Source organism: Paludifilum halophilum (assembly GCF_002245355.1).
GTDB classification, from domain to species: Bacteria; Bacillota; Bacilli; order Thermoactinomycetales; family DSM-45169; genus Paludifilum; species Paludifilum halophilum.
In genome coordinates, this window is record NZ_NOWF01000001.1 from 15453 (window position 1) to 41398 (window position 25946).

Genomic DNA, 25946 nt, shown 5'->3' on the forward strand with positions numbered 1-25946 from the left:
CTATTTCAATCCCTGTAGAGAGATAAGGGGCGAGGAAGGAGAAAAAGAGGAAAAAACGAATAAAAGAAAAGGTGGGTTTCGGTAATAGGATCGATTGGATTTGTTTTTGAGTGATCAATCATGGTATGTTCCACTGCGGCGATTATCGAAGGGTTGCAGCAATCCTTGTTGACGGATGACATGAAAAAGAGGTGTGAATCGATGGAACCAATGGGTTTACCCACTGAAAACACGATGATTGAACGATTGGGGATCGAATCCCTGAAGTTGTCGCCGGAGAGAGTGGTGATGAAGATGCCTGTCGACTCTCGGGTCCATCAGCCTTACGGCATCCTTCACGGCGGGGCTTCCGCGGCATTGGCGGAAACGGCGGCCAGCATCGGTGCCTGGCTCCACTGCGATACAGAAAAAGAGATCCCTGTCGGATTGGAGATTAACGCCAACCATATCCGGTCTAAACGGGACGGCTATGTCGTCGCTGAGGCCATCCCCTTGCACAGGGGGCGTTCCACCATGGTTTGGGAGATTAAAATCCGGGACGAAGAGGAGAAGTTGATCAGCGCTTCCCGCTGTACGATGGCCATTGTTCCGAATAAGAAGTAAAGGGAGCGGCTTCAGCCGCTCCTCTTTTTGTTTCTATAATGATGAATCTTTTTTTGAGGGGATCAGGTTCAACCGGTAGGTTTCATCTTTGTCACTCGGCGTCATCCGGGTTGGATGATACTGGCCTTGGGTCCAAGGTACGGCCTGGTCATGGTACCAGGGACTCATCACCTGGCCTGATTGGCCGGGGCCGACGACGTCATAGCTGACTCCGGGGTTGGCGAGATCGATGACGGTACGCCAAGAAGCGCCGTGATCCACTTCTCCGGATTTTTTGTTCCATCCCGCGGCCATGACGGTCATTTTACTGCCGCCGACGGGGATGGCTTCCCGGTTAAATAGGAGGTGAAGGGGTTTGATGTCTCCAAGGGGGTGAGAGAAATGCACCTGGTGAAATTGTCCCCATTTCCATTGATCGGAGTTGTCCCCCTGCAATTTTTCCGCCCGATGGACCGCTTGGCGAAAGGATTGGAAGGCCAATTGTTTCAGACCGCCGGCTTCCCGGATCCAGATGCCCGGTTTGCCTTTTCCCGCTTGTCGGATCAGCCGGTCGGTGATGAGATCCCTCCCTTCGAACAATTCCATGGTTTCTTCGTCGATCGAACGGTACAGTTGTTTGGTCAGCTCATCCATCCACAGGTGGAAAATCAGAGGAGCCCCTTGATCGACCTCATCTTGAAAGTCCCATTTTTGAAGGAGTTGTAAGGCGTCCTTTTCCAACGGACGAAGAGATGTGTCGGGCAATTCCTTTAATAAAACGGGGAGCAGGGTTTGGGCTTGCAGGTTTTTCGTGTCGGTTTGCAGTTGTTGCATATCTTCTTTGGTAAAGGTTTGATTCCGGTTGAGTACGTCCCGGATCCGTTGGATTCGATAAGGGGCCGACCAGGTGTGGGTCAGGTGGTAAGGATAATCCTCGGAAGTGATTCGGTTGTTCGCGGTGGCGATGAATCCTTCTTCCGGGTTGTGGAGTGTGGGCAATTCGTCCCAGGGGATAAAACCTTCCCACTCATAGTCGTCGGTCCAGCCGGGTACCGGAAGCAACCCGTCCCCTTTTTTGCGGATGGGGATCAAACCGTTGGCCCGGTAGGCGATTTCTCCGTCCTTGGAAGCGAAGACGAAGTTTTGCGCCGGAACGTGGAAATAAGTGAGGGCTTTTTTGAAATCGCTCCAATTTTCCGCCTGGTTGAACCGGAGAATCGCTTCCAGTTCCGTAGTGGGATCGAGAGCGGTCCAGCGCATGGACAAAGCGGTGGCATTCTTTTTTTCGGGAAGAGCAAATTCGGTGACGATCGGTCCGTGGCGGGTGATCAGAACCTCATGGCGCACGGTTTTCCCGTCTTTGACGGGGATTTCTTCCACGATCCGCTTCGCTTTCTCCCATTCTCCTTCGTATTTGAATTGACGGGGGTTATCGGGGTTTCGCTTTTCGATGTACAAGTCTTGGACGTCCGGATTGACATTGGTTACCCCCCAAGCAATCTGTTCGTTGTGTCCGAGGATGATGCCCGGAACTCCGGCGAAGGTGACCCCGCTCACCTTTCGATCCGGGGAAATCAGCCGGGTTTGGTACCAAATGGCCGGTGCGGCGATGGAGAGATGGGGATCGTTGGCCAAAAGGGGTTTGCCTGATTCGGTTTTGTCCCCGGAGAGGACCCAGTTGTTACTGCCATTATTCTCATGAGGAACAACGGCGGCGGAGAGGAGTTTCGGCAAATGAAGCGAACTGTTTTGGGCTTGTTGGATTACCGTCGGTCCGTCGGGGTTTTTCGGAAACAGTTCCATCGCTTTCTTTTTGGGAAATTGTTGCAGCAAGGTATGGCGGAAGGCTTGTCCTTTCCAGCGTCCTCCCAAGTCATAAGCCATATACTTGCCGATGACGAGAGAGTCGACAGGCGTCCAGGGACGGGGCTGATAGTCCATCAACCGGAATTCCGCCGGCAGTCTTTTTTCCCGGATCGCTTTGTCCATATAAGCGTTGACTCCCTTAGCGTAGGCATTCAGGACTTTTTTGGCACGATCGGAGTACTCCGGCAGGGAGGCCTTTGCCGCTCTCCGTAAACCCAAGGTCCGGAAAAACTTATCCTGATCCAGGGTGTCCCGACCGACCACTTCACTCAGCTGTCCGGAAGCCATTCGTCGGCTCATATCCATCTGAAACAGGCGATCCTGAGCGGTGACATATCCCTGGGCGAAGAAAAGGTCGTTCGCGTTTTCCGCTCGGATCCGGGGAATGCCATGACCATCCCGGAGAACTTCCACTTTTTCCTTGAGTCCGGCCAGGGTAAGGGTACCCTCCACTTGTGGAAGCCGGTCTGCCAGCCACCACCGGCCGTACCCGAGAAAAGCGGCTGACACGGTAAGGAGCAGGGCCAGGCAGATGATGAGTCCCTTTTGCCATCGGCGTATCCGTTTTTTTGGACCGGTTGGCGAAGTCTGGGGTTGTCCGGTCGTCTTCATCGCGATCCCTTCCTTGTCAGAAAAATATTAAAATCGGTGATTGAATACCATTGTATCGGAAAAATTGGAAATCTGCGAGAGGGGATCTTTTATGAGAGGAGTGGCGGTGTCCATTTTTAAATAACCTGTTAAGATAGAGATAGTGCCCCATCGGGTAACCCAGTAGGGAGGGTGGCAGGCTGGCGTAGATCCTTTGCACTCAGGGGAGCACAAGTCTCGCCTGAGTGCAAGAGATCGGAGACAGCCTGCCAGCCCGACCGTCCCCAGCAAGAGATCAAAAACAGATCAAAGTGGCTTGAAGGAGTAATAGATTAAGAAGGAGGAGAAACATGCCGGATCAGAGGATGGATAAAGAACAGACGGTGATGGAAAGCGGAATCCATCGAGACTTTACGGATGATATGACCTACGGAGACTACCTCCAGCTGGATAAAATTTTATCCAGTCAGCAACGGTTGTCCGGCCACCATGATGAGATGTTGTTTATCATCATCCACCAGGCCAGCGAACTGTGGATGAAGCTGATCCTTCACGAGTTGGATGCCGCGATTGCCTGTGTTCGCCGGGAGGAGTTGGAGCCGGCCTTCAAGATGTTGTCTCGGGTGTCGCGGGTTCAGCTTCAGCTGATTCAATCCTGGGAGGTCTTGTCGACCTTGACGCCGGCGGAGTATATGCAGTTTCGGGACCGGTTGGGCCGGTCATCCGGGTTTCAATCCTATCAAAATCGACTGATCGAGTTTGCACTCGGGTATAAGAACCGCGATGTTCTAACGGTTTATCGCCATCAACCGGAACTCCATCAACGACTGAGCCAAGCGTTAAACGAGCCGAGCCTTTACGATGCGGCGATTCGTGCTTTGGCGGCGAGGGGGTTGCCTATCGATCCAGAATGCCTCGACCGGGACTGGTCTCGGGATTATCAGGCAAATCCCAGCGTGGAGCAAGCTTGGCTGACTGTATACCGGGATGTTGGAAAATATTGGGATTTGTATGAATTAGCGGAAAAACTGGTGGATATCGAGGATCGGCAGCAACAGTGGCGGTTTAACCACATGAAGACCGTGGAGCGCATTATCGGTCACAAGACAGGGACAGGGGGTTCCTCCGGGGTCGCCTATCTGAAGCGCGTGTTGGACCATCGCTTTTTTCCCGAACTTTGGAACTTGCGCACACAACTGTAAACCACCAAAAGGGGGAACTCGTATGACACGATCTTTCGACCCGTCCCTGGAGAAAGCGAAAGCACTGGATCGGGAAGATGACTTGTCCGGTTTTCGCGAGGAGTTTTATATCCGGGAAGGGAACATCTATCTGGACGGAAATTCCCTGGGACTCATGTCCAAACGGGCGGAGGCCGCGCTTTCGGAAGCGGTTGCGGCTTGGCGGGATTACGGGATTGATGGTTGGACTGACGGGAAGTACCCGTGGTTTACCCTGTCGGAATGGTTGGGAGAGAAAACAGCTCCCCTGGTAGGGGCAGAGGCCGATGAGGTAGTGGTTACCGGATCCACTACCGTCAACCTTCATCAACTAACATCCACCTTTTACCGGCCTGTGGAAAACCGGACGAAAATCCTGGCGGATGCCCTCACCTTTCCGTCGGATATTTATGCTTTACAGAGTCAGTTGCAAATTCGCGGACTCGACCCGGAAGAGCATTTGATCCGGGTTCCCAGCCGGGACGGCCATACGCTGCGAGAGGAGGATCTGATCGCGGCCATGACAGAGGAAGTGGCTTTGATCGTCCTCCCCTCTGTCTTGTACCGAAGCGGTCAGCTGCTGGACATGAAACGGTTGACAGCGGCGGCGAAGGAGCGGGGGATTCCGATCGGTTTCGATCTGTGCCATTCAATCGGAGCGATCCCTCACCGGCTGTCGGAATGGGGGGTGGATTTTGCTTTCTGGTGCAATTACAAGTATTTGAACAGCGGTCCCGGGGGAACCGGCGGTCTATACGTCCATCGAAAGCATTTCGGCCGGTCGCCGGGGTTGGCAGGCTGGTTCAGTTCCCGGAAGGATGTCCAGTTTGATATGGATCATCGGCTGACCCCGGCGGCAACCGCCGGTGCCTTTCAGATCGGCACTCCCCATATTCTGAGTGCCGCCCCCCTGATCGGATCCCTGGAGCTCTTTGCGGAAGCGGGTATTGACCGATTGCGGAAAAAATCCCTGTCCCAAACCCGCTATTTGATGGATCTGGTGGAACACGAACTGGCCGGGATGGGCTTTTCCTTCGGCCATCCGACGGAGGATGAACGTCGGGGAGGCCATGTTTGTCTTGTCCATGACGAGGCCGTTCGGATCTCCAAGTCCCTGAAGGAATACGGTGTCGTTCCGGACTTTCGGGCACCGGACGTGATCCGGCTGGCCCCGATAGCCCTGTACACCTCTTATACTGAGGTTTGGGAAGCGGTGCGGCGTTTGAAGAAGATCATGGAGGAGAAGCATTACGAAAAATACGAGAAAAAGCGGGGGGTGGTCGCCTGATGTGGATCGATATTTCGCAGCGATTGGAAGAAGGGATTCCTAGTTGGCCCGGGGATACGCCTTTTTCCTATGGGGTGGTCTGCACCAAGGAGGAGAGCGGATCGGTCAATGTGGGTCAGATCACGATGAGTGCCCACACCGGTACCCACATTGATGCTCCCTTTCATTTTGACAGCCAGGGGAAACGGGTGATCCAGCTGGAAGTGGACCGTTACACCGGCCCGGCCCGAGTGATTCATCTCCCCGGTGTCCGCCGGATCGATCGGGAAGCATTGAAAAAGGCGGATCTCGATGGGGTGTCAAAGCTTCTGATTCGGACCGATGCTTGGACCGACCGCCGCTCCTTTCCCCGATGGATTCCTCCGGTGGAGCCGGAAGTGGCCCCTTTTCTTGCGGAAAAGGGCATCCGATTGATCGGGCTGGACGTTCCATCCGTCGATCCCTTGGACAGCAAGGAACTGCCGGCCCATCACGCTCTGGCCCGCTCAGATATCCATATTCTTGAAGGGGCGGTGTTGGACCGGGTGAAAGCGGGAAACTACGAACTCATCGCGCTCCCTCTTCCTTTGACAGACGCGGACGGAAGCCCGGTTCGGGCCGTTCTTCGCCCCTTGTAATCCCTTGACTCCAACCACCCTTTTCCCCCGAGGGGAAAGGGTGGTTTTTATTGTGGATTTATGAATTTAAAAGGACATAAAAAAGATTAAAGTTCAAGTTTGATTCGTTTATCCAATATTACGATTAGCTAAATAAAATCCACCGATTGCGATGATTGCCGGTATAAATGGGGATAGAAAGCCTTTTGTGCATTTTGAAGTCCGTCCATCCATTCACCTAAACTGAAATAACAACCGAATATCCCATCCATTAGCTTAAAGTACCGAATTTATTTCTGGAATTTCAAATCGGGAGGGGATTAATGATGTGTGGAATCGCCGGTTGGGTGGACTGGGAACAGGATTTAACCCATCAACGTCCCGTATTGGAGGAAATGGCCGAAGCCCTCTACTGGCGGGGGCCGGATACCAGCGGGTTCCATCTTTCTTCGCGGGCCGCTTTTGCTCATCGCCGTTTAATTGTGATCGATCCCGAAGGCGGCGTTCAACCGATGGTATATCGTCAGGGAGATCATACTTATGTCTTGACGTACAACGGAGAAATTTATAACTTTCAGGAGATCCGGAAGGAGTTGCGGGACCAGGGCCATCGTTTTAAAACTCGTTCCGATACGGAAGTGGTGCTGCGCGCCTATATGGAATGGGGGGTGGATGCCGCCAAGCGGATGAACGGCATTTTTGCCTTTGCTGTCTGGGACGAAGGAAAACAGGAATTGGTATTGGTCCGGGACCATTTGGGAGTCAAGCCTCTTTTTTATGCCCGGCGGGGTTCTTCCATCATATTCGGCTCCGAGTTGAAAGCATTGTTGGCTCATCCCGATGTAGAGGCGTCGATCGGGAAGGATTGGCGGAGCTGTTTGCGATGGCACCGACGAAAACACCCGGTCACGGGATTTACCGGGATGTGAATGAAGTTCGGCCGGGTCACTTTATCCGGTTCAGCAGAGACGGAGTCCAGGAGCGGGCCTACTGGAAGCTGGAGAGCCGTCCTCATACCGACGATTTGGAAACAACGGCTCAGCGGGTGCGGGAACTGCTCCACGATACGGTGAAGCGCCAGCTTGTCGCCGATGTTCCTGTGGTTTCCCTTTTGTCCGGCGGACTGGACTCCAGTGGATTGAGTGCGATCGCTCAACGGTTTTACCAACAGGAAGGGAAAGATCCGCTGCATACCTATGCCATCGACTTTGTCGGCAGCAGCCGGGACTTTCGGGAGGACCCGATCCGGCGCAGTCTGGATACACCGTGGATTGAAAAAATGGTGGATCATATCCAAACCTCTCACCATATGGTGACGCTGGATACCCCGGATTTAATCGAAAATATGGACGTTCCGTATCAGGCTCACGATTTACCGGGAATGGGGGAAATGGAAACGTCGCTGTACCTTTTGTTTAAAGCGATTAAAAAGGATGCGACGGTGGCCCTGTCCGGGGAGTCCGCCGATGAGGTGTTCGGCGGTTATCCCTGGTTTCACTCCCGGGAGGTGTTAGAAGCCGACACCTTCCCTTGGTTGGTGACGATGGGGGATTCCGATCGCCGTTTCCGGATTCTGTCCGACGATGTGAAGCGGGCGATTCGTCCGGAGGAATATATCCAGGACCGATATCGGGAAGCGATTCATGAAGTGCCCCGTTTACAGGGGGAGAACCGAAAAGACGCCCGGATTCGGGAGCTGTTCTATTTGAACCTCACCCGCTTTCTGCCGTTATTGTTGCACCGTAAAGACCGTATGAGCATGGCTTGCGGGTTGGAAGTCCGGGTGCCTTTTTGCGATCATCGTTTGGTGGAATATGTCTGGAACATTCCTTGGGAGATGAAAACCGTCGACGGAATTGAAAAGGGGATTCTGCGTCGGGCTTTTGCTGATGTTTTGCCGGAAGGTGTGACCAAGCGGCGCAAAAGCGCTTATCCCGCCACGACCAACCCCACTTATTTGGAGGCGGTTCGTTCCCGGACGGAACAAATTTTGGACGATCCCTCGTCGCCGATCCTTCCTTTGATCGATCAAGAGAACATCCGTCGGGTAGTCCGCGGAGAGGCACAGGATGTGGATTCGTTCGGTATGAAAGGGATCCTGGAGCGCATCATCCAAATCGACGGTTGGTTGCGGGATTATCGAGTTAAGGTGTCCTTATAAGATCCGCGGCATGTGGAACCGGAAAAACGATCCGCCCCCTTCGATGTTCGAAGGGGGCGGATTCATATACAGACAAACCGCGATGGATTCAATCCGGGGACTCCTCTCCGATATATTCCGGAAACTCTTCCAAAAACGTGCGGGCGGCTCCTTCGTATTCCTCATCGGGGATATCCTCCAGCCGGTCGCCTTCAAGGGCGAAGAAATAGAGATCCCGGTCCGGTTGTTCGCGGTTGTAATACATCCCGATCAACCGCCCCTGATAGTGAAAAGTGGCTCCCAGTACGACAGAAATGGTCGTGTCTTCAACCTCCAACTGTCGGAAGAAAACGGGCTCCACCTGGTCCAGCACCATTTCTGCATAGGTTTCTCCGGGGTATTTCAAATGGAGGGAATCCCCCTCCTCTTCAGCGAGAAAGAGCTGTTTTTTCGCCTCTTTGGACCAGACAAGCAAGAGATGTTTGACATTTTCATGGACAAATACGTATTGATGAGGCGTTTGAAAGCGAACGTTCATCAAAAAAGTCCCCCTTCTCCGGTACGTCCGTAAGCCCACTATATCACGGGGCTGGAGTGGGAGAAACAGGGTCTTCCCTTGACATGGAACACGGTCGCCTGCATGGGCGACCGTTGTTTTACTAGTACCCCACAGGCAACTTTGATCTGTTTGATCCCTTGCTGGGGGTGGTCGGGCTGGTAGGCCGTCTCCGATCTCTTGCAAAAAACGCATAGTGAGACCGGGGAGCGGAGCGAACGAGGCGAGACTTGTGCTCCCCTAAGTGCAAAGGATCTACGCCGGCCTACCACCCTCCCAACTTGGACCAGATGGGGCACTAGGACTCAGGATTCCTGATCCAGCACTGTAATATAGGCGATCATCGGGCCGTTGGCCTCAGCGGTGTGATGGTTGTGGCAAACCAGTTCATAGGTGCCGGGTTTGTCGGCGACGAAGTTGATGGTTGTCGTTTTACCCTTTTTTACGGTTCCCTTCCGGTCGTATCCCTGAAGGGTGAAATCATGCTGTTTTCCATGAACACCGTGCAGTTTCAATTTCACCTTGTCTCCCCGGTTGACCACGAGACTTCCCGGATCCCACCGGTATACCTCTAGTTCTTTTCCATCGACTTTTGTTTTGTATTCTGTTGTCACCAGGTGGAAGGTTTTTTCTGTCTGGGTTTCCGAAGAAACCTGCTCTACCTCCTCAATCACCGTTTTCCCGCCGAACCACGGGATCGGGAGCAGGGCAGAGGTTGCGATGAGAACAAAGGCAAAAGCGATACTCAGATACAGCCACTGTCGCGAGGTCGTCATGCAAGACCTCCTTTCTCTGTTTTTTATCCAATTATCGACGAAAGAAACCCAATACAAACCTAAAATTTGGATATTGTATAACAGGTGATGTCCTGCATATAATAAGAACAAACGTTCTGGATGTGATGCAAATGGTGGATCAGGTGTTAAAACGGGGATGGAGACGGGGCGAGGTAACACAGATCATCTACCTGGACCGACAAGGACGGATGACTCAGCGCCGTATTCGGATTTATACACTCAACGGCGAAGAAGTTGAAGCGTACTGTTGTGAGAGGCGCGCTTTCCGCCGCTTTAAGCGGCAGGGAATCCTGGCGGCGATGAAGGAGGAGAGAAGAAGTGGACCGTGGCAATAAACTGTGGGAAGGGCATCGCATGATCCTGCCCGAGCATGTGGAACAGTATCAGGAAAGTCGACAGAAACAGTTTGTTCCTCCGGTACTGGACGAACAGCAGATGGAAGAGTTGAATCGGACTGTACGATATGCAAAGGAGTCGGACCGCCGGCTTCGGTGGCGGGTTTATAATGATCAAGGTCCTTATGAGGTGGAGGGGCGAGTCGGACGGATCCGGCCCGTTCAAGGCTGGGTCGAAGTGATCGCCGACGGGGGACGGATACGGATCTGGATTTCCCGGTTGTTAGATGTACAGCCGATTTAGGCGGGATTTTGCGTTTTCGAATCTTCACAGAGGGGGCTGTGCCGGTATTTTCGTCGACTCTGAACCATGCTATACTGTACAGGGAACATCGTGAGCAAGGCCGCGCGGGGGGTCACAAATTCGACGGATCATCCCGGGCGATTCAGGAAAGCAGGAGGGTGAGGAAGGATGACGGACACAAGTTCCAACCATGAAAACCGGGAAAATGATTTCCTCGATATGGTGATCGGTACGGCTGTAGCAACCGGTTTTTTTATGGGGATTGCCTTGATCGGGGGCATTCTCGCTGTCATATTGAGGTGAAACGCGCCGAGAAACAGAGGGCTGACCAAACAGCCCTCTGTTTTGTGGATTTTATGTGAATCGCGGGGTCCTACATACGAAGGGGAAGAGGTTGGCAAAACCCCTTGACTATTCTATACTTTAAGAGAGCCGAGAGGTTGACCCGGTGGAATGCTGCGCGATGCGTATCGATAGACGGACTGGCGGTCTCTTGCCGGGACATTGACCACTTGCCGCGTCCCTTCAAAATCGCGATCTGGTCGTCATCGCCTGATCACGGGGAAAACTGATCCGGTCTTTTTCGTGTGTCATGAAGAAAAACAAATCAGAGGATAGGGGGATGGGGCATGAACGTACATGAATATCAAGGAAAAGAAGTATTGAGACAGTACGGGGTTGTCGTTCCCCGGGGCCAAGTTGCCTTTACACCGGAAGAGGCGGTGGAGGCGGCCGAAAACCTCGGCGGCGAGTTGTGGGTAGTCAAAGCGCAGATCCATGCCGGTGGTCGCGGGAAAGCCGGCGGGGTGAAACTGGCCAAGAGTCTGGATGAAGTGAAACAGTTTGCCTCAGAATTGCTGGGGAGCACCCTGGTGACTCACCAGACCGGCCCGGAAGGAAAAGAAGTGAAGCGCCTTCTGATTGAAGAAGGTTGCCGAATTAAAAAGGAATATTATGTCGGTATGGTGATCGATCGATCCAACAGCCGGATCACCATGATGGCTTCCGAAGAAGGCGGCACGGAAATCGAAGAGGTGGCGGCGCGCACGCCGGAAAAGATTTTCAAGGAAACCGTCGATCCGACAGTGGGACTGCAACCGTTCCAAGCCCGTCGTCTGGCCTTTTCCATCGGAATTCCCAAAGAAATGGTCGGCAAAGCGGTTAAGTTTATGCTGGGTTTGTACCGGGCATTTGAACAAAAAGATTGCTCCTTGGCGGAAATCAATCCCCTGATCACCACTGAAGATGGACAAGTGATGGCCTTGGACGCCAAACTGAATTTTGATGACAATGCCCTGTACCGGCACAAGGATATCGCGGAATTCCGGGATCTGGACGAGGAGGATCCCAAGGAAATCGAGGCATCCAAGTACGATTTGAGTTATATCGCTCTAGACGGCAACATCGGATGCATGGTGAACGGAGCCGGTCTGGCCATGGCCACGATGGACATTATCAAACACTACGGCGGGGAACCGGCCAACTTTCTGGATGTAGGGGGCGGCGCCACAGCGGAAAAGGTGACGGAAGCCTTCAAGATCATCCTGGATGACCCGCATGTGAAAGGGATTCTTGTGAATATCTTCGGCGGTATCATGAAGTGCGACGTCATCGCCGAAGGGGTCGTGGAAGCGGCGAAACAAGTCGGTTTGGACCGTCCGTTGGTCGTCCGTCTGGAAGGAACCAATGTGGAACGGGGGCAACAGATTCTGGGTGAATCCGGACTGAAAATCACTGCGGCGGATTCCATGGACGACGCGGCGGAAAAAATCGTTTCGCTGGTCCGATAAGGCAGAAGCTCCATACCATCTGGAAAGGCGGGTTCAATCTTGAGCATTTTTGTCAATAAAGACACAAAACTGATCGTTCAGGGAATTACCGGATCCAATGGTCTGTTCCACACCAAGCAGGCGATTGAATACGGGACACAAGTCGTCGCCGGAGTCACCCCCGGTAAGGGAGGGACCGAGGTGGAAGGTGTTCCGGTTTTCAACACCGTCGACGAGGCGGTTAAAGCGACGGGAGCCAACGCCTCCGCCATTTACGTTCCCCCGGCTTTCGCCGCTGATGCCATCATGGAGGCAGTGGATGCGGAATTGGATTTGGCGGTCTGCATTACCGAGCATATCCCCGTTCAGGATATGGTCAAGGTGAAGCGGTACATGGAGGGCAAGAAAACCCGGTTGGTCGGTCCGAACTGCCCTGGTGTGATCACCCCCGGTGAGTGCAAAATCGGAATCATGCCCGGATATATTCATACGCCGGGAAAAGTGGGTATCGTTTCCCGCAGCGGGACGCTTACTTATGAAGCGGTTCATCAGTTGACGGTCCGGAACATCGGACAGTCCACCGCCGTCGGAATCGGCGGAGATCCGGTCAACGGGACCAACTTTATCGATGTGTTGCAAGCTTTCGAAGCAGACCCGGAAACCGCCGCGGTAATCATGATTGGTGAGATCGGCGGAACGGCGGAAGAAGAAGCGGCCGAATGGATCCAAGAGCACATGACCAAGCCGGTGGTCGGCTTTATCGGCGGTCAAACGGCACCTCCCGGAAAGCGGATGGGACATGCGGGCGCGATCATTTCCGGCGGTAAAGGAACGGCGGCGGAAAAGATCGCCAAGCTGGAAGAGTGCGGGGTTACCGTCGCTCCGACACCGGCGGAGATCGGAGAAACTCTGAGTCGGGTCCTGGATGAGAAAGGGCTGCTTTCTGACTGCATCACGAAGAATTGACATCTGACGCTTTGGGCTTCCCCGGGGACCTCGATGAGAGGTCCCTGATTTTTTTGGAAAAGGGGATATGTCGGTGAAAAAAGACTGGGATGAGCGGGCTGGGCTGATTGCTCTTCATCAACTGCAGGGAGTGGGTTGGCACACGCTGAATAAGATGGTACAGGCGGGTTGGGAGCCGGATCGACGAATGACGGAGAGGGAAGGAACACGGTTGGTCGAGGCGGGGGTTCCTGGAAAAACCGTCGACCGGATCCGTGAAAAGTGGACGCCGGATTTTGTGCGGCGGGTGATAAAGGAGTTGGACCGGCGGGAAATTATCCCTTTGACCCTGTGGGATTCGACCTATCCTCAGATGCTCAAAGAGTTGTCTCAGCCTCCTTGGGTGCTTTATGTCAAAGGGGATTCATCGTTATTGTCCGGCCCGTGTCTCGCTGTTGTGGGGACGCGAAAACCGAGCTCCTACGGGAAACAGGCGACGCATTCCCTATCGGAAAACCTGGCGGCTCAGGGCTGGGTCATCGTCAGCGGCATGGCGGCAGGTGTGGACGGTGAAGCCCATCGGGCGGCATTGGACGCGGGAGGGAAGACTGTGGCGGTTTTAGGGTCGGGAGTGGACGTCGTTTATCCGAAACACCATCGATCCCTTTACCAAGAGATTTTGAAGCGGGGGGCCGCTTGTTCGGAAATGCCTCCCGGAACTCAGCCTCACCCCGGACTTTTTCCCCAGAGAAACCGGGTGATCAGCGGGCTCAGCTTCGGGTCGCTGGTGGTGGAGGCGGCGGAGCGGAGCGGATCGCTGATTACGGCAGATTTCAGCATGGAACAGGGAAGAGAGGTTTTCGCCGTTCCGGGTCCGATCACATCGGAGAACAGCCGAGGAACCAACCGTCTGATTCAACAGGGAGCCAAGTCTGTCCTGCAAGCGGAGGATGTACTGGAGGAGTTCCCATACTTGACACAACTCCGACCGGTGATGGAGGCGGAAGATCCACTTCCGGAACTGGGTGAATCCGAGAAAGAGCTGTTGTCATTGTTCACAGAGAGCCCGGTGGCAGTAGATGCATTGGCAGAGAAGTCGGAACGCCCTATCGGGGAAATTCATCAACATCTCTTGTCCTTGCAAGTCAAGGGGTATATTCGACAGCTTCCCGGAGCACAGTTTATAAAGGTGTAGGGTGTTGAGCGCCGGACGGGGAATCTTTTCATCCCTGTCTGGTCTTTTTTTGCTTGAAAATTCCATTTTTATGAAGCGGCCTTTGCTCAACGGTGGTATGGTTCGAACACGATCCCGCCGCCTAAAATATATGGATTCATATACCTGGATGCGAGTGTGATGATTCTTTAAGAGAAAGGCAAGACCGGGGTAGGTACTGGCGTTTGAGCGGAAAGCGTGATAAGGTGACAGGTGTCCGTCTTCCTTACCCAGCCAAAAAATTTAACGGATATTGCTTGATTCACCAAAAATTTGTTATGTTACAGGGGTAACCGTTGGAAAGGGTACCAAGGGCTCGGTTCCTTCAGCGCCGCTGAAGGAATCCTTGAGTTGTGATCGTGGAGTATAGAGGGGAGGTCACGGGATGGCGGATTCACTCGTCATCGTTGAGTCGCCCGCAAAGGCAAAAACCATCGGCAAGTACCTGGGTAGAAAATACATCGTAAAAGCGTCGATGGGTCATGTGCGGGATTTGCCCAAAAGTCAATGGGGCGTGGATACAGAAAATCAATTTAAACCGAAATACATTACGATCCGGGGCAAAGGGGATGTGCTGAAAGAGCTCAGGAATGCCCGTAAGAAAGTGAAGCGGGTTTATCTGGCGGCAGACCCCGACCGGGAAGGGGAAGCGATTGCTTACCATCTGGCACACAGCCTCAACTTGGAAATGGATGAACAGTGTCGGGTTGTTTTTAACGAAATTACGAAACCCGCTGTGAAGGAAGCCTTTAAGCATCCCCGAAAAATCGATATGGACCTGGTGGAGGCACAGCAAGCCCGGCGCATCTTGGATCGCCTGGTCGGTTACGGAATCAGCCCGCTTCTGTGGAAAAAAGTGAAAAAGGGTTTGAGTGCCGGGAGAGTCCAGTCCGTCGCCGTCAAGCTGATTATCGATCGGGAAAAGGAGATCCGTAATTTCCAACCGGAGGAATACTGGACAGTGACGGTTCAGCTGCTCGCCGGTGAGGAGATCTTTGAAGCCAAATTTTACGGTTACGGCAAGAAGAAAACCGAGCTCAAGTCCGAAGCGGATGTAAAAAAGCTGTTGGAAGCCGTGAAAGGGAAACGCTATTCCGTTGAGGACGTAAAGAAGAGCAAACGGCGAAAAAACCCCGCTCCTCCTTTCATCACTAGTTCGCTTCAGCAGGAAGCCGCCCGAAAACTCCGTTTTCGCGCCGCCAAAACAATGGCCGTGGCTCAACAGCTTTATGAAGGAGTGGAACTGGGCAAAAAGGAAGGCAGCGTCGGTCTGATTACTTATATGCGGACGGATTCCACCCGGATCTCACCGACGGCACAGAAAGAAGCGGGGACATATATCAAAGAGAAGTACGGTGATTCTTATTTACCCGATAAACCCCGCACTCATAAAAAGAAGGCGGGGGCTCAGGATGCCCACGAGGCGATCCGGCCCACCTCCGCCCTGCGCACTCCGGCACAGATCAAACCTCACTTAAGTCGCGACCAGTACCGACTTTACAAGTTGATCTGGGAACGTTTCGTCGCCAGTCAGATGGCACCGGCGGTGTTGGATGCGATCTCCGCCGATATCCGGGCGGGGGAGGCGCTGTTTCGGGCGACAGGGTCCAAGGTGAAATTCCCTGGTTTCATGAAGGTGTATGTGGAGGGCAATGACGACGGAAAAAAGGAAGAGGACAAATTTCTTCCCGCTCTGGAACCCGGTCAGATGCTAAAAAAGAAATCGATTGAACCTAAACAGCACTTCACCCAGCCCCCGCCGCGCTATACCGAGGCCCGCCTGGTCAAGACCCTGGAAGAGAAGGGAATCGGACGCCCCAGCACCTATGCTCCCACACTGGATACGATTCAGAAGAGGGGCTATGTGATGCTGGAAGACAAGCGATTCGTACCCTCGGAGTTGGGAGAAATCGTCCATTCTTTAATGGAAGAGTTCTTTCCGGAAATCCTGGATGTCACCTTTACCGTCCATATGGAAGAGGAATTGGATCACATCGAGGAAGGGAAGGTAAACTGGGTCGAGATCCTGGAGCGCTTTTACGAGAAGTTCGAAAAACGGCTTGAAGTGGCGGAAGAAGAGATGAAGGAAGTGGAGATCCGCGACGAGGTTTCCGATGAGGTGTGCGAGAAGTGCGGCGAACCGATGGTTTATAAGTTCGGCCGCTACGGTAAGTTTCTCGCTTGTTCCGGTTTTCCCGACTGTCGCAACACAAAACCCATCCTTAAAACCACCGGCGTCGATTGTCCCAAGTGTGAAAAAGGGGAAATTGTCGAAAGGAAAAGCAAAAAGCGGCGGACTTTTTACGGTTGCGATCAGTATCCCGAATGTGACTTTGTTTCTTGGGATAAACCGATTCCCCGGAATTGTCCCAAATGTGAAAGCATGCTTGTGGAAAAGAAACGCAAAAAGGAAACCATGATTCGGTGCACAAAATGTGATTTTGAAGAGGAGAAGAATTGACCGTTTCGGGGCGGCTGCGACCTTGGGTTGCAGTCGCCTTTGAAGTGGCAGAATCAGTTCTGTTCCTCTTGTCCTCAAACATTCAGAATTTTATCCTGCGATTATACAATTCGTCTTGCGGTCCGGAAATCCCTGTGTTACCATGAGATGGAGTTTTGACTGGGAAGGATTAACACTTTCTGTTACTTTCTATTCCTTCGATCAAAAACGGATACAGGAACGGAGCCGGAAACAGCAGTGTAGCAAACGGCTGTTTTTTTCTTCTTGGCGGCTTTGAGACGCGTTCAAAAATTGTTTGAAATCATTCCGTAACCTGTTTCGATCCAGGACGTTTGAAGGGTTAGAGAGTTTTTCGGATTACCGTTATGTTGAAGTTGAAATGGAGGAGGAAAGCCGATGGAGACTTTCCACGCGACAACGATTTTTGCGATTCAGCACAACGGGGGCGGGGCGATGGCCGGAGACGGTCAGGTTACCTTTGGCAACCAAGTGGTGATGAAACATAGTGCCAAAAAAGTGCGGCGTTTGTACCGGGGCCGGGTGGTTGCCGGGTTTGCCGGTTCCGTGGCTGATGCGGTTACCCTGTTTGAAAAATTCGAAGCCAAACTGGAGGAGTTTCACGGTCATCTGCCCCGGTCGGCGGTGGAGCTGGCCAAGGAGTGGCGGGCGGATAAAGTGCTCCGCAAACTGGAAGCCATGCTGATCGTGATGGATCAAAATGACCTGTTGTTGGTCTCCGGTAACGGGGAAGTGATCGAACCGGACGACGGGATGTTGGCGATCGGATCCGGGGGCAGTTACGCTTTGTCGGCGGGCAGATCCCTCTCCCGGTATGCCGAGGGTTTATCCGCCCGGGAAATCGCTGAGGCCGCTTTAAACGTCGCCGGGGAAATCTGTGTCTTCACCAATGATCAAATTGTAGTCGAGGAGGTATGATGATGGCGGCAGAAGATCGGAAACCGACACTGAAAGAATGGACCCCGCGGCAGATCGTCAGTGAGCTGGATAAATACATTGTCGGACAGAATTCGGCTAAAAGGGCGGTAGCGGTGGCTTTGCGAAACCGTTACCGGCGGTCGAGGCTTCCGGAGGATCTGAGGGATGAAGTGGTTCCGAAGAATATCCTGATGATCGGTCCGACCGGTGTGGGGAAAACGGAGATCGCCCGACGTTTGGCCCGGTTGGTGGGAGCTCCTTTTGCCAAGGTGGAGGCGACGAAGTTTACTGAGGTCGGCTATGTCGGCAGAGATGTGGAATCGATGGTGCGGGACTTGGTGGAAACGGCGATTCGCATCGTCAAGGCGGAAAAGATGGAAGAAGTGAAAGAAAAAGCGGAAGATCTGGCTGACGAGCGCATTGTTTCCATTCTCGTTCCTGAGGGGTCCAGCGGCAACCAGTTTAAAAATCCCTTAGAGATGTTCTTCCATTCGAATCAGACCTCCCAGCGGTCCCATGACCCGAAGGAGGGAGAAAAGAACCAGGAGTTGGAACAAAAGCGGCGTCAGGTTCGATTCCAACTGAAGAGCGGACAGTTGGAAGACCGGGTGATCGAGATCGAAGTAGAGGATCAGTCATCGATGCTGGATATGTTTGCCGGCTCCGGTGTGGAGCAGATGGGAATCAACATGCAGGAAATGTTGGGCCAATTCATGCCCAAAAAAACAAAAAAGCGACGCCTGCCGGTTCGTGAAGCCCGTAAAGTCCTGATTCAGGAAGAGGGACAAAAGCTGATCGATATGGACCGGGTGCAACAGGAATCGATGAAACGGGTGGAGGAATCCGGGATGATCTTTATCGACGAGGTGGATAAAATCGCCGGCAAGGATCAACAGGGCGGCCCCGATGTTTCCCGGGAAGGGGTTCAGCGGGATATTCTTCCGATTGTGGAAGGGTCGACTGTGATGACCAAATACGGGCCGGTCAAAACGGACCATATTCTGTTCATCGCCGCGGGTGCCTTCCACACGACCAAGCCTGCAGACATGATTCCGGAATTGCAGGGTCGTTTTCCGATCCGTGTGGAGCTGAACGATCTGACAGCGGAGGATTTTGTACGGATCCTGACAGAGCCCAAGGGGGCCTTGTTGAAACAGTACAGCGCCCTGTTGGAGGCAGAAGGCATCCGCGTTCGGTTTACTGATGATGCGATTACGGAAATTGCCAAGCTGGCGGCGGAGGTAAACCGAGGAACTGAGAATATTGGCGCTCGACGTCTCGCTACCATGCTGGAGCGACTCTTGGAGGAGCTTTCCTTTGAAGCTCCGGAGATTACACTGGAAGAAGTTACGATCACGCCGGAATACGTGCGGGAGCGCCTTGACGATATCGTACAAAACCGCGATTTGAGCCAATATATCTTATAAAGGAACCAGCAACCATAGGAGGGTGAATGATGGATTTACGGATGAAAGCACGTGAGATCAATCGTCTTCTGCAGAAGACCGGGGGACAGGCGGTCAGTTTCATGGAAATGGCGGAAGTGCTCCGGGATGTGATCTCCGCCAATATCTACGTAGTCAGCCGCAAGGGGAAAATCCTCGGTTACGGAGTGGTTCAGGAGTACGACGCCGATGAGATGCATCAGGGAGTGTTAAAGGAAGGGCGGTTGCCTGAAGAATACAATGAGTTGTTAAAGTCGGTCCGGCAAACCTCCTCCAATCTGGATGAAGAAAGCGACTACAGTTTCACCCATCATGTGGCCGGCCCCTTCCAACACCGATATACAACCGTGGTACCGATTATCGGCGGCGGTGACCGATTGGGCACTCTTCTTTTAACCCGTTTTGACCAGCCTTTTGTCGATGATGATCTGATTCTGGCCGAATACGGGGCGACCGTAGTCGGGATGGAAATTCTTCAGGTCAAAGCGGAGCAGGCGGAGGAGGAAGCCCGCAACCGCGCCGTGGTTCATCTGGCTGTCGATTCTCTTTCCTACAGTGAATTGGAAGCGGTGGAACACATTTTTGCCGAGCTGGAAGGAAATGAAGGGATTCTCGTGGCCAGTAAAATCGCCGATCGAGCGGGAATTACCCGTTCCGTCATCGTCAATGCTTTAAGGAAACTGGAAAGTGCCGGAGTGATCGAATCCCGTTCCCTGGGTATGAAAGGGACCCATATCAAGATTCTCAATGAAAAGCTGATTCCCGCTCTGGAGAAAGCGAGACGGTAGTGTAAAAAGCCTATTCAGGGAGGGTTGGGGTCAGCAGATCGTTTCCCGCAAGAGCGTGTCCCGGGGAGAATGAATCGGTTCTTGCGACAGGGTGTTTCCTTATGGTATATTAAGTAGCGGTGTGAACACACACGCCGGCGGATGCGGCCGGTCGGTGCCGGCGCAACCGGTCCCGGGCGCAGCGGATGCCGGCGGAGGTAAACAACCAAAAGGAGGAATGTTTGATGGCGGTCGTTTCAATGAAACAGCTGCTGGAAGCGGGTGTTCACTTCGGGCACCAGACCCGTCGTTGGAACCCCAAGATGGAAAAGTACATTTTTACGGAGCGTAACGGGATTTACATCATCGATCTGCAGAAAACGGTCAAGATGATGGAGGATACGTACAACTACGTGCGTGACCTGGCCGCCCGGGACGGCAAGATCCTGTTCGTCGGAACGAAAAAACAAGCACAGGACGCCGTCAGGGAAGAGGCGGAGCGTTCCGATATGTTCTATGTCAACCACCGCTGGCTCGGCGGGACCCTGACCAACTTCCAGACCATCCGCAAGCGGATCAACCGTCTGCACAAGTTGGAAGCGATGGAGGAAGACGGGACTTTCGACGTCCTTCCCAAAAAGGAAGTCGTCATGTTGAAGAAGGAACAAGCTCGCCTGGAGAAATTCCTCGGCGGAATTAAAGGGATGAAAGAGCTTCCGGATGCCGTCTTCATCATTGATCCTCGAAAAGAACGGATTGCCGTGGCGGAAGCCCGCAAGCTGGGAATTCCGATTATCGCGATTGTGGATACAAACTGTGATCCCGATGAGATCGACCACATCATTCCCGGAAATGATGATGCGATCCGTGCGGTTCGCCTGTTCACCTCGAAAATGGCGGACGCAGCTTTGGAAGGGAAACAGGGAGAACAGAATGCGTCCTGAATGAACGCAAGGGGTGGTCGCGGGATGCGTGACCACCTTTTTTATAACTTTAAGGGAGGAAGATACGGATGGCGATTTCCGCGTCTCAGGTGAAAGAACTGCGCGAAAAGACCGGCGCAGGTATGATGGATTGTAAAAAAGTACTGACAGAAGCGGACGGCGACATGGAAAAGGCCATGGAACTGCTCCGGGAAAAAGGGCTGGCCAAGGCCGAGAAAAAGGCGGGGCGTATCGCCGCCGAAGGGATTGTCGAATCCTACATACACGCCGGCGGTCGGATCGGCGTATTGGTGGAAGTCAACTGCGAAACGGATTTTGTCGCCAAAAACGATGATTTTAAGAACTTCGTCAAAGATGTGGCGATGCAGATCGCCGCGATGAATCCGAAATACGTCAGCCGTGAGGAAGTGCCGGCTGAAGAAGTGGAAAAAGAGCGGGAAACCCTGCGCACCCAAGCCCTGCAGGAAGGCAAGCCGGAACACATTGTTGACAAAATGGTGGAAGGCCGGCTTGGAAAATACTACGAGCAAATCTGCCTGCTGGAACAAGCGTTTATTAAGGATACCGACAAAACGATCGGTGAAATGGTAAAGGAGAAAATTGCCAAAATCGGCGAGAACATCTCGATCCGCCGCTTTGTTCGCTATGAACTGGGTGAAGGCCTCGAGAAGCGGGAAGAAGACTTTGCAGAAGAAGTCATGTCCCAAGTCAACCAGTAACGGGGACGGAAAATCCTTTGGGAACACGGCGTGTTCCCTTTTTTTGCAATGACGGAGGGGAGGAATCCCCTTCACCGTGTCGAATTGGATGAATGGGTGGAAACGGGGGTATTGGATGGAACGGCCGCGATACGAACGAGTGGTGTTAAAGCTGAGCGGTGAAGCTTTAGCCGGTGGGCAGGGCTATGGAATCGACCCCAATGTGATCCATTCCATCGGTCAACAATTAAAAGAAGTGATCGAATCGGGAGTAGAGATGGCCATTGTCGTCGGGGGAGGAAACATCTGGCGGGGAATGGCCGGCAGCGCCAAAGGAATGGATCGGGCGACGGCGGATTACATGGGAATGTTGGCCACGGTAATGAATTCTCTGGCTTTGCAGGACGCTCTGGAGAGCGAGGGGGTTCCGACGCGGGTACAGACCTCTATCGAAATGCGACAAGTGGCGGAACCCTACATACGCCGGCGGGCGATTCGCCATCTGGAAAAGGGGCGGGTTGTGATTTTTGCCTCCGGCACTGGAAATCCGTATTTTTCCACGGATACGACGGCTGCACTGAGGGCGGCGGAGATCGAGGCGGATGTGATCCTGATGGCCAAAAACAAAGTGGACGGTGTTTACTCCGCCGATCCGAGCCGCGATCCCCATGCGGTGAAATACGATTCCCTTACTTATATGGAGGTATTAAACCGGGGTCTGGGTGTGATGGATTCTACTGCATCATCTCTGTGTATGGATAACGATATTCCATTGATTGTTTTCAACATCGATCAGCGAGGCAATATTCGCCGCGCCATATTCGGTGAACAAATCGGTACTGTGGTTAGGGGGAATGATTGATGCTGTCAGAAGTGAAACAGCAGACGACGGAACGGATGGAAAAGACAATCCAGAAGCTGAAGAAAGACCTGGCCACTCTGCGGGCCGGCCGTGCCACCCCTTCTCTGTTGGATAAGGTTGTTGTGGAATACTACGGTAGTGAAATGCCGATCCACCAGATGGCCAATATTTCAGCTCCGGAACCTCGTCTCCTGGTGATTCAACCCTGGGATAAGTCGGCGCTGGGAGAGATTGAGCGGGCGATTCTGAAGTCCGATTTGGGCTTGACTCCCAATAACGACGGCAATTTGATCCGTATCTCCATCCCGGCCCTGACGGAACAGCGTCGGGCGGAACTGGTGAAAGTGGTGAAAAAAACCGGAGAAGAGGCGAAAGTGGCTGTCCGAAACATTCGTCGCGATGCCAACGACGAAGTGAAAAAACTGGAGAAGGGCGGAGAGATCTCCGAAGACGATTCCCGCCGCGGTCAAGACGAAGTGCAAAAACTGACCGACCGCTATATCAAAGAGGCGGACCGTTTGGTGGAAGCGAAAGAAAAAGAGATCATGGAAGTATAACAGGGTTCGGCCCCCCTGCTCTGGCAAGGGGGTTTTGTTTTAACCGCATTTCCTTTGTCGGTGAGGGATGGACGCCAACCGCCGAATATTTGTGCAAAAACCCCTCTTTGCTTGCTGTAGAAAAGAGAGGGGAAAGCTGGTATGCTAGAATTGCGTACAAATGCACGTTTAACCGACTTTATGAAAAAGCAAAGAAGCTCTCATCAAAGGATGCGAGGGCTCTGACATCAAGAATTTGCTCATGGGTAGGATAGCGGAGGAATGAACATGATCCAAACGCTGAAACAATGGTTGGCAGGCTATAAAGCGGAGGAAACGCCATCCGAGTCGATTCAACGGAAAACGGCTGAGTTGCAAAAAGGGCCGTTACCCCGTCATGTGGCGATGATCATGGACGGGAACGGCCGGTGGGCAAAGAAGCGCGGATTGCCTCGCATCGCCGGTCATCGCGCCGGGATGCAGACAGTGTGTGATATCATCCGCGCGGCTGATGACTTGGGAATCGAAGTTTTGACATTATATTCCTTTTCTACAGAAAATTGGAAGCGGCCCAAGGAAGAAATCAATTATCTGATGGGTTTGCCCGAGGAATTTTTAAAGATGTATTTAAACGAAATCATGGAACGAAATATCCATGTGCGGATGTTGGGACAGGAAGAAGGGTTGCCCGGTCATACTGTGAATGCTCTTCACCGGCTGAAGGAAGCGACAAAGGATAATACCGGTCTGGAACTTTGCTTTGCGATGAATTACGGATCGCGGTCGGAGATCCTGCGTGCGGTCGAGCGGATTATAGATGATGTCAAATCGGGTAAGATGGATAAGAGCCAACTGAATGAATCTCTCTTCAGCAGTTATCTTTTTACCGCGAATCTGCCGGAGCCGGATCTGATGATCCGCACCAGCGGAGAAGTGAGGATCAGCAATTTTATGTTGTGGCAGCTGGCCTACAGTGAGCTCTGTTTTACTGAGGTGCAGTGGCCGGACTTTTCGCGGGAGAGGTTCTATCAGGCGATTGAAGATTTTCAACGTCGTTCCCGCCGTTACGGGGCGGTATGACGGAAGACGGGTGAGGTTGCGGATGAGACAGCGTATCGTGACGGGGGTGTCGGGGGGATCCGTTTTCCTGGTATTGCTGTGGGTAGGACACTGGTGGTATGCCGGCTTTATCAGCGCTTTGGCGACGATCAGTTATATCGAATTCTGCAGCATGAAAGGCATCCGGTTTAGCCGTCCACAGGCTCTCATCGGATTATGCCTGATGTGGCTTCTTCTCCTTACCGGCATGGCCGACCAGCAAATGATCGGCCCGGGCTGGTTCTTGGACAGTCCGGACAACATTTTGGCAGGGATGATTCTGTTTCTCGTGTTCATGGTTTTGAGCCGGAACCGGCTTCAGGTCGATGAGGCTGCATATCTGTTTTTAGGTTCTTTATACATAGGTTATGGTTTTTCATACATGATCCAAGCCCGGATGATCGTGGACGGATTTATCTGGTCATTGCTGGCGTTGGTGGTTACTTGGGTCAATGACACCGGCGCTTATTTTACGGGAAAACGATGGGGAAAACGAAAGCTTTGGCCTTCCGTTAGTCCCAATAAAACAGTGGAAGGCTCCTTGGGCGGTATTTTTTTATCCGTTCTGGTCAGCGGGTTGTTCGGGCTTTTATACCCGGAGCTCGGTGTCTTTTCCACCGTTTTGTTCATCGGATTTTTGGTCAGTGTCGTCGGACAGGTGGGAGACCTGGTGGAATCGGCACTGAAACGGACAACCGGCGTAAAGGATTCGGGTTCTTTACTCCCCGGTCATGGGGGGATTCTCGATCGGTTTGACAGTTTACTTTTGGTTTTCCCTGTGTTGTACCTCATTCAGTTGATCTAAAAGCGTCCTAAGGAGGATATCGAATGAAACGGCGGTTGATCATCCTGGGCTCTACAGGGTCCATCGGGCAAAATACGCTGGAAGTGGTCCGGGAACATCCGGAGCGCTTTGAAATCGTCGGGTTGGCGGCCGGGAGCAATGTGGACGAGATGGTTCGACAAGTGAACACGTACCGTCCGCCGTTGGTGTCCATGGCTACCAAAGAAGCGGCGGAAGAAGTGCGTCTCCGGTCGTCCTTCCCGGTACGGGTGGTTTATGGGGAAGAAGGATTGTTGGAGGCCGCCCAACAACCTGATGCGGATTATGTCGTTTCCGCCCTGGTGGGCAGCCGGGGTCTGCCTCCCACATTGGCCGCGATCCGGGCGGGTAAGACGATCGGCTTGGCCAACAAAGAATCTCTGGTCATGGGCGGATCCATCGTGATGGAAGAGGCGAAAAAGGCCGGAGTGTCCATTCTGCCCATCGACAGCGAACACTCCGCTTTGTTCCAATGCCTGAACGGAGAGCGGGATGCCTCGGTCCGGCGGATGATATTAACCGCTTCCGGAGGAGCCTTCCGGGATTGGCCCCGGGAGCGCTTGAAAGCGGCGACAAAAGAGGAGGCCCTCCAGCATCCCAACTGGTCGATGGGTGCCAAAGTAACCGTCGATTCCGCGTCCTTAATGAACAAAGGACTGGAAGTGATCGAAGCTCACTGGCTGTTCGGTCTTCCTTACGATCGGATCGATGTCTTGGTTCATCCCGAAAGCATTATTCACTCCATGGTGGAGTTTGAGGACGGGGCGGTTATGGCACAGTTGGGTACACCGGACATGAAAGTACCGATTCAATACGCCCTCAGCCATCCGGAACGGTTGTCGCTGTCGGCAGAACGTCTGGATTTGGCCGCCATCGGTAAGCTGCATTTTCGGGAGCCGGATTTTGAGCGGTTTCCCTGTCTGAAAATCGCTTTTGACTGCGGTCGTGCCGGAGGTACGCTTCCGACGGTGATGAATGCCGCTAACGAAGTGGCTGTGAACCGGTTTTTGGAAGGGGGCGTTCCCTTTTTGGCGATCGAGGAGATCATCCGAGAGGTTCTCAACCGGCATACGCCGACGGCTCGACCTTCGTTGGATGAATTGTTCGAAGCGGACCGTTGGGCGAGAGAGGCGGCACAGCACAGCGGTGCCGCCGTCTGAACCGGGTGGGGATC

General features: G+C 53.1%; 24 protein-coding genes and 1 pseudogene. 22 read left to right on the forward strand and 3 right to left on the reverse strand.

The window, feature by feature from the left end; translation table 11 throughout:
- The first annotated feature begins 210 nt into the window (after positions 1-210).
- The gene (locus CHM34_RS00050; protein WP_206093736.1) at positions 211-603 is read left to right on the forward strand and encodes a PaaI family thioesterase; all 393 of its coding nucleotides are present in this window, start codon (positions 211-213) and stop codon (positions 601-603) included.
- A 33-nt stretch (positions 604-636) separates the two neighbouring features.
- On the opposite strand, the gene CHM34_RS00055 is transcribed toward CHM34_RS00050, so the two are convergent.
- The gene (locus tag CHM34_RS00055; RefSeq protein WP_094262558.1) at positions 637-3060 is read right to left on the reverse strand and encodes a penicillin acylase family protein; all 2424 of its coding nucleotides are present in this window, start codon (positions 3058-3060) and stop codon (positions 637-639) included.
- Between the two features lie 329 nt (positions 3061-3389).
- Here CHM34_RS00055 and kynA point away from each other — a divergent pair, with 329 nt between their 5' ends.
- The 4 genes and pseudogenes from kynA to asnB all read left to right on the forward strand — a co-directional run bounded on the left by kynA (position 3390) and on the right by asnB (position 8304).
- Complete coding sequence (gene kynA, locus CHM34_RS00060; protein ID WP_439116296.1) at positions 3390-4241, forward strand: tryptophan 2,3-dioxygenase; 852 nt, start codon at positions 3390-3392, stop codon at positions 4239-4241.
- A gap of 22 nt (positions 4242-4263) precedes the next feature.
- Complete coding sequence (gene kynU / locus CHM34_RS00065) at positions 4264-5547, forward strand: kynureninase (RefSeq protein WP_094262559.1); 1284 nt, start codon at positions 4264-4266, stop codon at positions 5545-5547.
- Positions 5547-6164 (forward strand): arylformamidase, encoded by a 618-nt coding sequence (gene kynB / locus CHM34_RS00070; protein WP_094262560.1) that lies wholly within the window; start codon positions 5547-5549, stop codon positions 6162-6164. Before kynU ends, kynB begins: the two co-directional genes overlap by 1 nt.
- A gap of 305 nt (positions 6165-6469) precedes the next feature.
- A pseudogene (gene asnB, locus CHM34_RS00075) lies at positions 6470-8304 on the forward strand (asparagine synthase (glutamine-hydrolyzing)).
- Positions 8305-8392: 88 nt separating this feature from the next.
- Here the strand turns inward: asnB and CHM34_RS00080 are convergent.
- Positions 8393-8821 (reverse strand): hypothetical protein, encoded by a 429-nt coding sequence (locus CHM34_RS00080; protein ID WP_094262561.1) that lies wholly within the window; start codon positions 8819-8821, stop codon positions 8393-8395.
- Between the two features lie 323 nt (positions 8822-9144).
- Complete coding sequence (locus CHM34_RS00085; RefSeq protein WP_094262562.1) at positions 9145-9615, reverse strand: cupredoxin domain-containing protein; 471 nt, start codon at positions 9613-9615, stop codon at positions 9145-9147.
- A gap of 131 nt (positions 9616-9746) precedes the next feature.
- Between CHM34_RS00085 and CHM34_RS00090 the strand changes: the two genes are divergently transcribed.
- The 17 genes from CHM34_RS00090 to CHM34_RS00165 all read left to right on the forward strand — a co-directional run bounded on the left by CHM34_RS00090 (position 9747) and on the right by CHM34_RS00165 (position 25932).
- Positions 9747-9971: a hypothetical protein gene (locus CHM34_RS00090; RefSeq protein ID WP_094262563.1), complete on the forward strand. Its 225-nt coding sequence runs from the start codon at positions 9747-9749 to the stop codon at positions 9969-9971.
- Positions 9955-10275, forward strand: a complete 321-nt coding sequence (locus CHM34_RS00095; protein ID WP_094262564.1) for a YolD-like family protein — start codon at positions 9955-9957, stop codon at positions 10273-10275. The genes CHM34_RS00090 and CHM34_RS00095 overlap by 17 nt, the downstream gene beginning before the upstream one ends.
- A 168-nt stretch (positions 10276-10443) precedes the next feature.
- Positions 10444-10578 (forward strand): hypothetical protein, encoded by a 135-nt coding sequence (locus CHM34_RS19930; protein ID WP_276207668.1) that lies wholly within the window; start codon positions 10444-10446, stop codon positions 10576-10578.
- Positions 10579-10904: 326 nt separating this feature from the next.
- A complete protein-coding gene (sucC, locus tag CHM34_RS00100) occupies positions 10905-12065 on the forward strand; it encodes an ADP-forming succinate--CoA ligase subunit beta (RefSeq protein WP_094262565.1) in 1161 nt (386 codons plus the stop codon).
- A gap of 39 nt (positions 12066-12104) precedes the next feature.
- On the forward strand, positions 12105-13010 hold the full coding sequence (gene sucD / locus CHM34_RS00105; protein WP_094262566.1) for a succinate--CoA ligase subunit alpha: 906 nt from the start codon (positions 12105-12107) through the stop codon (positions 13008-13010).
- A 73-nt stretch (positions 13011-13083) separates the two neighbouring features.
- Entirely contained in the window at positions 13084-14184 is a 1101-nt protein-coding gene (gene dprA / locus CHM34_RS00110; protein ID WP_169713504.1) for a DNA-processing protein DprA, read from the forward strand.
- A 403-nt stretch (positions 14185-14587) separates the two neighbouring features.
- Positions 14588-16663: a type I DNA topoisomerase gene (gene topA, locus CHM34_RS00115; RefSeq protein ID WP_094262568.1), complete on the forward strand. Its 2076-nt coding sequence runs from the start codon at positions 14588-14590 to the stop codon at positions 16661-16663.
- A 396-nt stretch (positions 16664-17059) separates the two neighbouring features.
- Positions 17060-17599, forward strand: a complete 540-nt coding sequence (hslV, locus tag CHM34_RS00120) for an ATP-dependent protease subunit HslV (RefSeq protein ID WP_094262569.1) — start codon at positions 17060-17062, stop codon at positions 17597-17599.
- Positions 17600-17601: 2 nt separating this feature from the next.
- Positions 17602-19026, forward strand: coding sequence for an ATP-dependent protease ATPase subunit HslU (gene hslU, locus CHM34_RS00125; RefSeq protein WP_094262570.1), 1425 nt, complete (start codon positions 17602-17604; stop codon positions 19024-19026).
- A 29-nt stretch (positions 19027-19055) separates the two neighbouring features.
- The gene (gene codY, locus CHM34_RS00130) at positions 19056-19832 is read left to right on the forward strand and encodes a GTP-sensing pleiotropic transcriptional regulator CodY (RefSeq protein ID WP_094262571.1); all 777 of its coding nucleotides are present in this window, start codon (positions 19056-19058) and stop codon (positions 19830-19832) included.
- 224 nt (positions 19833-20056) lie between these two features.
- Positions 20057-20755: a 30S ribosomal protein S2 gene (gene rpsB / locus CHM34_RS00135; protein ID WP_094262572.1), complete on the forward strand. Its 699-nt coding sequence runs from the start codon at positions 20057-20059 to the stop codon at positions 20753-20755.
- Positions 20756-20823: 68 nt separating this feature from the next.
- On the forward strand, positions 20824-21474 hold the full coding sequence (gene tsf, locus CHM34_RS00140; RefSeq protein ID WP_094262573.1) for a translation elongation factor Ts: 651 nt from the start codon (positions 20824-20826) through the stop codon (positions 21472-21474).
- Between the two features lie 115 nt (positions 21475-21589).
- Complete coding sequence (gene pyrH, locus CHM34_RS00145) at positions 21590-22315, forward strand: UMP kinase (protein ID WP_094263040.1); 726 nt, start codon at positions 21590-21592, stop codon at positions 22313-22315.
- Complete coding sequence (gene frr / locus CHM34_RS00150; RefSeq protein ID WP_094262574.1) at positions 22315-22872, forward strand: ribosome recycling factor; 558 nt, start codon at positions 22315-22317, stop codon at positions 22870-22872. Before pyrH ends, frr begins: the two co-directional genes overlap by 1 nt.
- A 267-nt stretch (positions 22873-23139) precedes the next feature.
- Positions 23140-23931, forward strand: coding sequence for an undecaprenyl pyrophosphate synthase (gene uppS, locus CHM34_RS00155; protein ID WP_094262575.1), 792 nt, complete (start codon positions 23140-23142; stop codon positions 23929-23931).
- 22 nt (positions 23932-23953) lie between these two features.
- Entirely contained in the window at positions 23954-24754 is an 801-nt protein-coding gene (locus CHM34_RS00160; RefSeq protein WP_141201597.1) for a phosphatidate cytidylyltransferase, read from the forward strand.
- Between the two features lie 23 nt (positions 24755-24777).
- On the forward strand, positions 24778-25932 hold the full coding sequence (locus tag CHM34_RS00165; RefSeq protein ID WP_094262577.1) for a 1-deoxy-D-xylulose-5-phosphate reductoisomerase: 1155 nt from the start codon (positions 24778-24780) through the stop codon (positions 25930-25932).
- Positions 25933-25946: the final 14 nt, after the last annotated feature.